Annotated in this window: 8 protein-coding genes; 3 read left to right on the forward strand and 5 right to left on the reverse strand. The window is 72.9% G+C overall.

Going from position 1 to position 11,414, the window contains the following annotated elements:
• Positions 1 to 74: 74 nt before the first annotated feature.
• Complete coding sequence (gene nrdR / locus AB0E05_RS28770) at positions 75 to 587, reverse strand: transcriptional regulator NrdR (RefSeq protein WP_361968688.1); 513 nt, start codon at positions 585 to 587, stop codon at positions 75 to 77.
• A 598-nt stretch (positions 588 to 1,185) separates the two neighbouring features.
• Here nrdR and lexA point away from each other — a divergent pair.
• Positions 1,186 to 1,989, forward strand: coding sequence for a transcriptional repressor LexA (gene lexA / locus AB0E05_RS28775; protein WP_361968691.1), 804 nt, complete (start codon positions 1,186 to 1,188; stop codon positions 1,987 to 1,989).
• Between the two features lie 100 nt (positions 1,990 to 2,089).
• Here the strand turns inward: lexA and AB0E05_RS28780 are convergent, their stop codons facing one another.
• The 4 genes from AB0E05_RS28780 to AB0E05_RS28795 all read right to left on the reverse strand — a co-directional run bounded on the left by AB0E05_RS28780 (position 2,090) and on the right by AB0E05_RS28795 (position 8,367).
• A complete protein-coding gene (locus AB0E05_RS28780; protein ID WP_361968693.1) occupies positions 2,090 to 4,060 on the reverse strand; it encodes an ATP-dependent DNA helicase in 1,971 nt (656 codons plus the stop codon).
• A 132-nt stretch (positions 4,061 to 4,192) separates the two neighbouring features.
• Positions 4,193 to 4,927 (reverse strand): GNAT family N-acetyltransferase, encoded by a 735-nt coding sequence (locus AB0E05_RS28785; protein ID WP_361968695.1) that lies wholly within the window; start codon positions 4,925 to 4,927, stop codon positions 4,193 to 4,195.
• Between the two features lie 88 nt (positions 4,928 to 5,015).
• Positions 5,016 to 6,875 carry an IucA/IucC family protein gene (locus AB0E05_RS28790; protein ID WP_361968697.1) on the reverse strand — a complete coding sequence of 620 codons (1,860 nt, stop codon included), beginning with the start codon at positions 6,873 to 6,875 and terminating at the stop codon, positions 5,016 to 5,018.
• A gap of 88 nt (positions 6,876 to 6,963) precedes the next feature.
• Positions 6,964 to 8,367, reverse strand: a complete 1,404-nt coding sequence (locus AB0E05_RS28795; RefSeq protein WP_361968711.1) for a diaminobutyrate--2-oxoglutarate transaminase family protein — start codon at positions 8,365 to 8,367, stop codon at positions 6,964 to 6,966.
• 343 nt (positions 8,368 to 8,710) lie between these two features.
• On the opposite strand from AB0E05_RS28795, the gene AB0E05_RS28800 reads away from it, so the two are divergent.
• Both AB0E05_RS28800 and AB0E05_RS28805 read left to right on the forward strand, forming a co-directional pair.
• Complete coding sequence (locus tag AB0E05_RS28800; RefSeq protein ID WP_361968699.1) at positions 8,711 to 9,883, forward strand: hypothetical protein; 1,173 nt, start codon at positions 8,711 to 8,713, stop codon at positions 9,881 to 9,883.
• Between the two features lie 162 nt (positions 9,884 to 10,045).
• On the forward strand, positions 10,046 to 11,323 hold the full coding sequence (locus AB0E05_RS28805; protein WP_361968701.1) for a hypothetical protein: 1,278 nt from the start codon (positions 10,046 to 10,048) through the stop codon (positions 11,321 to 11,323).
• Positions 11,324 to 11,414 lie beyond the last annotated feature (91 nt).

Genomic DNA, 11,414 nt, shown 5'->3' on the forward strand with positions numbered 1-11,414 from the left:
CGGCTGATGGTTGTTCGCCGTCCCACGGCCCGCCGGAGTCCGGCGGGCCGGGCCGAGTCGTCCCGTCCGGTCGCTCAGTCGACGGCAGTGGCGGGCACGGGGACCTCGTGGGTCCCGCCCGTCCCGCCCTCCCGGGTGGGCGGCCGTTGCACGCGGAGTTCCGCGATGGCCGCCTCGAAGTCCTCAAGTGAGTCGAACGCCCGGTAGACGGACGCGAACCGCAGGTACGCGACGAGGTCGAGTTCCTGCAGGGGGCCGAGTATGGCCAGTCCCACGTCATGGGTGGTCAGCTCGGCGCTGCCGGTGGCCCGCACGGCCTCCTCGACCCGCTGGCCGAGCTTGGCGAGCGCGTCCTCGGTGACCGGCCTGCCCTGGCACGCCTTGCGGACGCCGGAGATGACCTTGGTACGACTGAAGGGCTCGGTGACGCCGCTGCGCTTGATCACCATCAGCGACGCGGTCTCCACCGTCGTGAAGCGACGGGAGCAGTCGGGACACTGCCGACGGCGCCGGATCGAGGTCCCGTCGTCGGTGGTGCGACTGTCGACGACTCGGCTGTCGGGGTGCCTGCAGAAGGGGCAGTGCATGTTCCCAACCCTCCCTCACGGCACGACTGAATAGCCCCGACATGCCTGCCGAAGCCCTTCGAAGCAAGCCCAAGCATAGGCGATGGCCTTGGCTTTGAAGCACCGGGGACCACAACTTCTGGGCTGTGCTCCCCATCCAACCACTAGATCTGGGGTTTGCCCGCACTTTCGCCCCCTAGCGCGTGTCGCATGGGAGACGCCGAACGCGCACGGCGTACGAGCGGTGACAGCACGGCATCACATCGAAAGGACGGTGCACGGGCGACCACCGGGGCGGACGGAGCGCGCGGGGCAGGCACGAGCCTACGGGACGTACGCGACTCCTCGGATTCCGGCCCGCTCGGTGCCAAGATGGACCACAGGAGGCGTCTGCGCGTCGCGGCACGCCCGTCCGAGATGCACCAAGATGTCCCGAGATGGTGGAATGCGTCCCGTCGGCGTTCGCGACACCGACACAGCTGTTAGGCAGTCGCACATACACCCAAACGCATGTCCCGGTAAGGCGATCCACGATTTTTCACTCGAACGTGTGTTTGGCGCAACCTTTCGAAACCAACTACCGTTGTCCAGCCAGGGAGACCATTCGAGAGGGGCCGACGTGACCACCACCGCAGACAGTGCCACCATCACTGCCCAGGACCGCTCCCAGGGCCGATTCGAGCCGGTGCGCGGCATGAACGACGCATCGGCGACCGCCGTGACACCGGAAGGGACGGAGCCCTCCCGCCCCACGCGTTCGCTGCCCGGCCGACCTCCAGGCATCCGAGCGGACAGCACCGGGCTCACCGATCGACAGCGGCGCGTCATCGAGGTGATCCGTGACTCCGTGCAACGTCGGGGATACCCCCCGTCCATGCGGGAGATCGGCCAGGCCGTCGGCCTCTCCAGCACCTCCTCCGTCGCCCATCAGCTGATGGCACTGGAGCGCAAGGGCTTCCTCCGCCGCGACCCCCACCGCCCCCGGGCCTACGAGGTCCGCGGCTCCGACCAGCCCAGCACCCAGCCCACGGACACCACCGGCAAGCCCGCCGCGTCGTACGTGCCCCTGGTCGGCCGGATCGCTGCCGGTGGCCCGATCCTCGCCGAGGAGTCCGTCGAGGACGTCTTCCCGCTGCCCCGGCAGCTCGTGGGCGACGGCGAGCTGTTCGTCCTGAAGGTCGTCGGCGACTCGATGATCGAGGCCGCGATCTGTGACGGCGACTGGGTCACCGTCCGTCGCCAGCCCGTCGCGGAGAACGGCGACATCGTCGCCGCCATGCTGGACGGCGAGGCCACCGTGAAGCGCTTCAAGCGGGAGAACGGCCATGTGTGGCTGCTCCCCCACAACGCCGCGTACCAGCCCATCCCCGGCGACGAGGCGACCATCCTCGGCAAGGTCGTCGCCGTGCTGCGGCGGGTGTGACCATCCGCCGCCCCAATCGGCCCCGGGATCCACTGCGCCGGTCCCGGGGCCCCGCTCTGTCCGTGTCCCGGGACCGGTCCCGGGACACGATCCCGGGACCCTAGGCGCCGCCCGTCTTTGCCACCGCGTCGATGGCCGCGAGCGACCGCCGCGCCTGGTTGCGGTCCGTGGTGTACCAGAAGTCGGGCAGCGAAGCCCGCAGATAGCTTCCGTAGCGGGCGTTCGCCAGTCGCGGGTCCAGGACCGCGACGACACCGCGGTCCCCCGTCGCCCGTACGAGCCGTCCCGCGCCCTGGGCCATCAGCAGCGCCGCATGGGTCGCCGCCACCGCCATGAAGCCGTTGCCGCCGGCCTCCTCCACGGCCTTCTGCCGTGCGCTCATCAGCGGATCGTCCGGCCGGGGGAAGGGGATCCGGTCCATCACCACCAGCTGGCAGCTCGGGCCCGGCACGTCCACCCCCTGCCACAGCGACAGCGTGCCGAACAGACACGTCTCCGGGTCGGCGGCGAAGGACTTGATCAGCTCGCCCAGGGTCTCCTCGCCCTGGAGCAGGATCTTGTTGTCCAGCCGGCCGCGCAGCTCCTCGGCCGCGGCCTGCGCCGCCCGCATCGAGGAGAACAGCCCGAGCGTACGACCGCCGGCCGCCTCCACCAGCTCCGCCAGCTCGTCCAGCATGTCCTCGCGGGAGCCCTCGCGCCCCGGGGTCGCCAGATGGCGCGCCACGTACAGGATCCCCTGCTTCGGGTAGTCGAACGGGGAGCCGACGTCCAGGCCCTTCCACTGCGGGACGTCGTCGCCCTCCGTGCCCTCCGGCGACAGGCCGAGCGAGGCCCCGACCCCGTTGAAGTCCCCGCCGAGCTTGAGCGTGGCGGACGTCAGCACCACGGAGCGGTCCGTGAAGAGTTTCTCCCGCAGCAGCCCCGACACCGACATCGGTGCGACCCGCAGTGAGGCGCCGAAGCGGTCGTGCCGCTCGTACCAGACGACGTCGTACTCCGAGCCCTGGGTGATGCGCTCGGCCACGTCGTGGACGTTCTCCACGGAGGCGAGGGCCTGCTTGCGCACGGCGTCCTCGTCCTGGACGGACTTGTCCCGGGTGGCGCCGAGGGCCGAGATCACGGTGCGGGCGGCGTCCCGCAGCGCCAGCAGGGCGTAGCCGAGGTCTTCGGGGATCTCCTCCAGGCGCCCCGGCAGGGCCAGCTCCATGACGCGCTCGAAGGTCTCGGCCGCGGTCTGCAGCGCGTCCGCCGCCTTCTCGTTGACGAGCTTGGCGGAGCGGCGCACGGCGCGGTTGACCTGGCCGGGGGTGAGTTCGCCGGTCGCCGCGCCGGTGACCCGGGAGACCAGCTCATGGGCCTCGTCGATGACCAGGACCTCGTGCGGGGGCAGCACCGGGGCGCCCTCGATGGCGTCGATCGCCAGCAGCGCGTGGTTGGTGACGACGACGTCCGCGAGCTTCGCCCGCTCCCGCGCCATCTCGGCGAAGCACTCGGCGCCGTACGCGCACTTGCTCGCCCCGAGGCACTCCCGGGAGGAGACGGAGACCTGCGCCCAGGCGCGGTCGGAGACGCCCGGCGTCAGCGCGTCCCGGTCGCCCGTCTCGGTCTCGTCGGCCCAGTCCCGCAGCCGCAGCAGGTCCTGCCCCAGCTTGCTGGTGGGCGCGGCGGCCTCGAAGGGGTCGAAGAGCCCCTCCTCCTCTTCCTGCGGGACGCCCTCGTGCAGCCGGTGCAGGCAGAGATAGTTCGACCGGCCCTTGAGCATCGCGAACTCGGGGCGCCGGCGCAGCAGCGGGTGCAGCGAATCGACCGTGCGCGGCAGGTCACGCTCGACGAGCTGCCGCTGGAGCGCCAGGGTCGCCGTGGCGATGACGACCCGCTCCCCGTGGGCCAACGAGGGCACCAGATAGCCCAGGGACTTTCCGGTGCCCGTGCCCGCCTGGACCAGCAGGTGCTTGCCGTCGTCGACGGCCTCGGCCACGGCCTCGGCCATGCTGACCTGGCCGGGCCGCTCCACGCCGCCGACGGCGGTCACGGCAGCGTGGAGGAGTTCGGGGAGGGATGGCTTCGTCATAGGTCGCCCACCCTACGTCTCACCACTGACAGGGGGTCCCGATCCCGCCATTCGATCCGGCCACTGCTCGGGGCCCGTCGATCATGCCGTCGGACGCCCGTCACCCGGTGCGGCCCGCGGAGTGGGGCCCGCTCACAGCACGCTGCGGAGCGTGCGGTCCCGGACCATCAGGGCGGCCTGTTTGTCCGGAAGGTCCACCTCGGCGGCGAAGCGGAACCCTCCACTGAGGAACGCGGCGACGGAGGGTGCGTTGCGCAGGTCCGGCTCCGCGACCACGCGCGTGCAGTGCGGCCTGCGGTCGAACACGAGGTCGGCGACGGCCCGCAGCAGCGTGGAGCCCATGCCGCGGCCCCGGTCGGCGACGGCTCCGATGAGGAGGTGGATCCCGGTGTCGTGGGGGCGCGCCGGATAGTGGCGCGCCAGGGCGTCGAGGTCGGCCCGGTACAGCTCGAAGTACCCGACGGGAACGTCGTCGAGGACGCCGAGGCAGGGCACGCTCCGCCCGTCGCCGTCGAGTTGGGCGCGCAGATGGGCGGCGGTGACGGACTCGGGGCCCGCCAGGTGCCAGAAGGCGGCCACGGCCGGGTCGTTCATCCACCGGCTGATGAGGGTCACGTCCCGCCCCACCCGTACGGGTAGGAGCCTGAGGACGCCCTCGGAGGTGGTGGTCGGCCCCCACCGCTCGGGGTCGTCCAGCAGTTCGCCGGGGACGGCGTCGTCCGGGTGCGCCGGGTCGTGCGGCGCTTCGGGGGCCCACTGCCGCGCGAGGAGGTCGTCCTGGATGCGCAGCGGCAGTTCCAGGGTGTCCTCGACGTCGTCGACCGGGCCGTTCGCGCGGTCTCCTGCGGGGTGGTCGATGGGAGGCACGGTGGCGCTCTCCTCTCGCGGTTCGAAGACGGTCCCGGACACGGGGGACGCCAAGGAGACGGATGGACGGCCGGGCGGCGGAGAGCGGTCAGACGTGCAGCGGGTTGGCGATCGTGACGTACACGGACTGCGTGTCGACGGGTCCCACCAGCTCGTCCAGGCCGTGCAGCCGGGTCAGCAGGTTCGCCTTGCAGCGCAGGACGGCGGCGTCCAGGAGGTGTGCCGGCAGCGGCGAGCCCAGGTGGGCGACGTCCGCGAGGAAGCGCCGGAAGGCCGCGATCAGCACCTCTTCGTCCGCGAGGCCGTACGCCCCGAAGGCCCCGATGAGGCCGAACACGTTGTTGATGCCGAGGTAGTACGCGAAGCGCTCGTCGGCGACCGCGTCGGCGACGAAGGTGTCGCTGGCCCGGCCGATGCCGGACAGCCTCGCCTCCAGCGCGGCCCGGCGCGACTCGCGGAAGTAGTAGCCCTGGTTGTCCCGGTAGCGACCGCCCGCGGGCCATCCGTCGGCGTCGAGGAGGACCAGCGTGTTCTGCTGGTGCGCTTCCAGGGCGACGCCGGCGGTGGCGTCCAGCCACAGCACGGGCCGTACGACCTCGTCGAGGTAGCGGCGGAACCACTCGACGGCGACGTCCGCGACAGTCCGGCCACCGCGCGCGGCGAGCGCGGTCACCACGCCCGCGAGCCGGCAGCGCGCCCCCGGGCCGCCGGGCCGGGCGGCGGTGAGCGCGGCGATGCAGACCGCGTCGGCAGCGGCCCCGAAGGGGTTGTGGCGTACGACGACGTCGAACCCGACGACCGGACCGCCGTGTTCCGGGTCGATGACGGCGGTGTCGACGGCGAGCCAGGCCGGGTCGCGCACCACGTCGAAGCCGGGGTGCGCGACCCGCCACTGCTCGGCCAGGCCGCTGCGCAGCAGCCGGTGCACCTCGACGCCGCGGTGGAGTTCCTTGCGCAGGTTCTCCCGGCGGGAGTTGGTGATGCGCACGCCGAGGGAGAGCTTGAGCATCGCGGGGGCGTCCGGGCGGTACACGGTGCGGACGGAGGACGTCGGGTGCCACGGGGCGCCCAGCGGCCCGAGGTCGTGCAGCAGCCCTGCGTCGTACAGGGCCGCCACGTCCGGGCGGTGCGCCAACTCGCGCGCCTGCCAGGGGTGCAGCGGCAGCGGCACCGCCTGTTCCGGCAGGGGCGCGCCGCCCAACAGGCGCGCGGCGAGCAGTTCGGCGGGCAGGACCCGTCCTTCCTCGGTCCAGGCCGAGTCGCCGGCGAGGACGGAGCGGTCGACCGCCGTCCAGTGCAGCGGGAAGCGCCCGTGGGACTCGGGCGAGTAGCGACGGGCTTCGAACTCGGTGAGTCCTTCGCGGCTCTTGGGCGTGGGGTGGAGGGGGTGGCCGAGGAGCAGGGACTGCTCGGCGGTGAGGAAGGTGTCGGCGCGGTCGGCCCGGCCGCGGTCCATGTGATGGTCGGCCCGGCCGAGGTCCGCACGGCGCTCGGCGAGGAAGCGTGCGGTGTGCCGTACGGAGTCGGCGACCCGGCCGACCAGGTCGCCGCGGTGCACCGGCGCCCCGCCCTCCCGGACGAGGAGCGCCGCGAGGGCCACCGCGTCGAGCCCGGGCGCGTCGTGCGGCGCGCTCTCCAACTGGGGCGTGCCGAACCGGTGCCATCCGCACGGCGACCAGTGGTGGACGGGCACGAGGAGGGCGGTGCCGCTGGCGCGCAACGGGATGCGCAGGGTGGTGGAGGTCGGTCGGGGCAGATCGTTCTCGCGCGCCCAGCAGCGCAGCAGGTTCTCGACGCCGGCGGCGTCGGCCGCGCGGTGCGGGTCGGGGTCGTCCAGCGGGTCGAGGAGGACCTCGTCGGGCGCTGAACGGTGGGCCGTGGGCCCTTCGTGCGCCGCGGCGGTGCGGGGTGCGGGGACGGCGGCGTCGAGTGCGGGGGTGACGTTCACCAGCAGGTTCCTTCAGGTGGTGCCGTGCGTCGTGTGAGGCGCCGGCAGGGGCCGGACAGAGGTGCGGGCGGAAGGGGTACGGACCCGCTCAGCGCCGCCGCGGGACCGCCCGCTGCGCCGCGGCCAGCGCGTCGGCGAAGCGGTCGAGGACGGCTGCGGCCTGCTCGTCGCTGATCGTCAGCGGCGGCAGGAGGCGTACGACGGCGGAGTGCCGGCCGCCGAGTTCCACGATCAGCCCGCGGTCCAGGCACGCGCGCTGCACGGCGACCGCGAGCGCCGGTGCGGGCGGCGGCACCGCGGCGTCCGTCGGCCGCCCGTCCGGCCCGGGGCCGGTGTCCGCGGCCGGGTCGACGAGTTCGACGCCGATCATGAGGCCGCGTCCGCGGACGTCCCCGATGCAGGGGTGTTCGGCCGCGAGCCCCTGGAGCTGGCCGAGCATCCGGGCGCCGAGGGTGGCCGCCCGTGCGGCGAGCCCGTTCTCCCGCACGAAGGCGAGGGTGGCGGCCCCGGCGGCCATGGCGAGTTGGTTGCCGCGGAAGGTGCCGGCGTGGGCGCCCGGTCGCCAGACGTCCAGTTCGGCCCGGTAGACGATCACGGCGAGCGGGAGGGAGCCGCCGATGGCCTTGGAGAGGACCATCACGTCGGGGGCGATCCCGCTGCGCTCCACCGCCCAGAAGGTGCCGGTGCGTCCGACGCCGGTCTGCACCTCGTCCACGATCAGCGGGATCGTCCGCTCGGCGGTCAGCTCCCGCATCCGCCGCAACCAGCCGTCGGGCGCCGGCAGCACTCCGCCCTCGCCCTGGACGGGTTCGACGATCATGCCGCCGGGGGTGGGGACGCCGCTCTTGGGGTCGTCGAGCAGGGACCGGGTCCAGCGGGCGCCCAACTCGGCGCCGCGCTCCCCGCCGACCCCGAACGGGCAGCGGAAGTCCTGCGGGAACGGCAGCCGGGTCACGCGGGTGCCGGTGGCGCCCCCGGAGGCGTCGAGCGCCCCCGCCGTCATGCCGTGGTACGCCCCGGTGAAGGCGAACAGTCCGCTGCGGCCGGTGGCGGTGCGGACCAGTGTGAGGGCCGCCTCGACGGCATCGGTGCCGGCGGGTCCGCAGAACTGGATCCGGGCGTCCTTCGCCAACTCCCGCGGCAGGGTGGCGTACAGCTCCGTGACGAACGCGTCCTTCACGGGGGTCGCGAGGTCCAGCACGTGCAGCGGGGCGCCGGAGTCGATGACCTTCTTGACGGCCTCCAGGACGACCGGGTGGTTGTGCCCGAGGGCGAGGGTGCCCGCGCCCGCGAGGCAGTCCAGGTAGCGCCGCCCGTCGGCGCCCTCGATCGTGAGCCCCTTGGCCCGCACCGGCACGATGGGCAGCGAGCGGGCGTAGGTGCGGGCCGCGGACTCGCGCAGGGACTGCCGGCGCAGGATCCCCTCGTACGCGTCGGCCGGCGCGGCCGGGTCGGCTGCTGCGGCCGGGCGGGCCGGAGCGGGTTCGGTCAGGGCCACGGCTGTTGGACCTCCGGCGGTGACTGTTGCGCTGTAACAGATGCGTCGCACATCGGGCACGGCTCCCCCACGCGGCCGGCCCGGACTGAACACTGTCCCTGCGGTTCCCGCGTCCCCTCCGTACCAACGACGGCGGACGCCGGGGATCACGGGCTGGAGGAAGATCGTGCGGCGTCCCCGTCGACGGTGGTGCACGGCCACCTTGTAGGGTTCGCGGGCGGTCCGGTAGCGCGTCCGGCCCGCCGGTTCGAGCCGGCGACGCACCGGTCCACCGGTCCGGACGCGCCGGTCCAGACGCAGCACTCCAGTAGCACCGAAGTTCCAGGGGGATCACGACATGCGACCCATCCGCCCGAAGCTGGCAGCCGTCACCTTCGCCGCCGTCCTCGCTCTGACGGCCACCGCGTGCGGGGAGGGCGAGAACTCCGCGGGGGACAAGCCGAACCTGCCGACCGGCCTGCCGAACGACGGGAAGATCACCATCCCGGACGACTTCAAGGACCGGCTCAAGGAACACGGCATCGACCTGGACAAGTGGCGCGACGGCGAGTGGAAGAACTGGGACCGGGACGCCTGGCTGCGCGAGGCCAAGGACTACATCAACCCCATCATCGAGGGCCTGTGGGACCAGGACCGGATGCGGGACGCCGAGAAGCCGGAACAGCCCAGCGACAGCGACATCGCCGGTGACCGGGGCGTCACCGACCCGACGCCGGCACGCGTCCAGGCCCAGCCGGTGCAGGCGCCGTACCGCAGCAGCGCGCCGGCCGCCGGGAAGGTCTTCTTCGACGGCCCCAAGGGCTCGATGGTGTGCTCGGCAACCGTGGTGAAGGACCCGGCGAACCCGGGCAAGTCGAACCTGGTGTGGACCGCCGGCCACTGCGTCCACGCCGGCAAGAACGGCGGCTGGTACCGCAACATCGCCTTCGTCCCCTCGTACAACGACCGCGCCCGGCCCAGCGCCCAGTTGGAGTCCGCGCCGAAGGACGAGGTCGCACCGCACGGCGTGTGGTGGGGCGACTGGGCGCAGACCTCGGACCAGTGGATCGGCCAGGGCGCCACGACCGGCGGTCGGGGGGCGCCGTACGACTTCGCGGTGATCCACGTGACCCCCGAGAAGGGCGGCACCGGCAAGTCCCTGGAGGAGACGGTCGGTTCAGCGCTCCCCGTGGACTTCGCCGCGCCCGCCGCGCCCAAGATCGCCGATCTGACGGCGACCGGCTACCCGGCCGGTCCGCCCTTCGACGGCCAGCGGATGTTCCAGTGCGCCGACAAGCCGGGGCGGCTGTCGGTGAAGGCCGACCAGCCCACGATGTACCGCATCGGCTGCACCATGACCGCCGGCTCCTCCGGCGGCGGCTGGGTGGCCCGGGGCGCGGACGGCTCGCCCGCGCTGGTGTCCAACACCTCCATCGGCCCGGCGTCGGCGGGCTGGCTCGCCGGTCCCCGCCTCGGCCCCGAGGCCAAAGGCATCTACGACGCGGTCAGCAAGAAGTTCGCCGGCCGATAGGCCCGTGGGGCACGGCTCCGGGTCCCGCGCCGACGACTGGCGCGGGGCCCGGAGCCGTTCGACCCGTATCCGACCGACGGCCACGCGGCGCTTCGCCCTGCCCCGCCGTACCCCCGCCACCGCACCACCGCACCACTGCACCACCCAGGGAGTTTTCGTTCCATGAGATCCATACGCCCGCTGCTGACAGTCGTCGGCGTCGTCTCGGCGCTGACGCTGACGGCGGCCTGCGGGGGAAGCGGCGACGACCGCGCGTCGGACGGTCCGACCGCGTCCGCTCCCGCGGCCGACCGGTCCAGTGCGGCACCGGCGCAGGACGCGCCCGCCGACGCCCCGTCGCAGGAGTCCGCGCAGCCCTCCGGCGAGCCGTCCGACGGCTCCGACGGCAGCGGCGTCGACGAGAAGAAGTGGCGCGAGGGCGCGTGGCAGGACTGGAACCGCAGCACCTGGCGCCGTGATGCGGGCGACTTCGTCAACCCGGTGATCGAGGACCACTGGAAGCCCGAGCGCATGTCGGCGGCCAAGCCTCCGCAGCCGGTCGTCAAGCCGAAGCCGGACGGCACGCCCCCGAGCGGGAAGCCCGAGGACCCGAAGCCGCCGAAGGGCGAGGACCCCGAGGGCGAGGACCCGGGCGGTCAGGGGCCCGAAGAGCCCGAGGTAGTCGAGGCGCAAGCCGAGAAGGTGCCGTACCGGCAGCACGCGCCGACGTCCGGGAAGGTCTTCTTCGACGCCCCCGAGGGCGCGATGGTGTGCTCGGCGACGGTCGTGAAGGACCCCAAGAACCCGGGGAAGTCGAACCTGGTGTGGACCGCCGGCCACTGCGTCCACGCCGGCAAGAACGGCGGCTGGTACCGGAACGTCGCCTTCGTCCCCGCCTACAACGACAAGGGCCTGCCGAAGCGCGCGCTGGCCACCGCCACGCCGCAGGAGATCGCGCCGTTCGGCACCTACTGGGCCGACTGGGTCGCCACCTCGAACCAGTGGATCAAGGGCGGCGACCCCGACGACGGGTCGGGCGCGCCGTTCGACTACGCGGTGCTGCACGTACGGCCCGAGGAGGGCGACAAGTCCCTGGAGGAGACCGTCGGTGCGGCGGTCGCCGTCGACTTCGACGCACCGGCCCCGCAGGACGCGACCTCCGTCACCCTCTGGGGCTACCCGGCCGGCCGGCCGTACAACGGGGCGACCATGTACAAGTGCACCGACCGGCCGGGGCCGTTCGACTTCACGCCCGGTGCGCCGGTGATGTGGCGAGCGGGCTGCTCGATGACGGGCGGCTCCTCCGGCGGCGGCTGGATCGTCCGCGGCGCCGACGGCCAGCCGGCCCTGGTGTCGAACACCTCGATCGGCCCGCTCGACCCGATCTGGCTCGCCGGACCGAGCCTGGGCGAGGACGCCGAGAAGGTCTTCACCGAGGTGAGCACGGAGTACGCCCCCTAGATGAATGAGTCCGAATGCTGTCAGTGGTCGTAAGCGATTAGAGAGCGTTTGATCTTGGCGTTGGTGGTCCAGTTGTGCCAGATGGCTGTGG

The organism is Streptomyces sp. NPDC048057 (assembly GCF_040653095.1).
Lineage (GTDB): Bacteria > Actinomycetota > Actinomycetes > Streptomycetales > Streptomycetaceae > Streptomyces.

What these genes read in the sequence shown, in the direction of transcription:
- nrdR (WP_361968688.1), bottom strand. Translation starts at nt 587, where the DNA reads ATGCACTGCCCCTTCTGCAGGCACCCCGACAGCCGAGTCGTCGACAGT.
- AB0E05_RS28780 (WP_361968693.1), bottom strand. Translation starts at nt 4,060, where the DNA reads ATGACGAAGCCATCCCTCCCCGAACTCCTCCACGCTGCCGTGACCGCC.
- AB0E05_RS28800 (WP_361968699.1), top strand. Translation starts at nt 8,711, where the DNA reads ATGCGACCCATCCGCCCGAAGCTGGCAGCCGTCACCTTCGCCGCCGTC.
- AB0E05_RS28805 (WP_361968701.1), top strand. Translation starts at nt 10,046, where the DNA reads ATGAGATCCATACGCCCGCTGCTGACAGTCGTCGGCGTCGTCTCGGCG.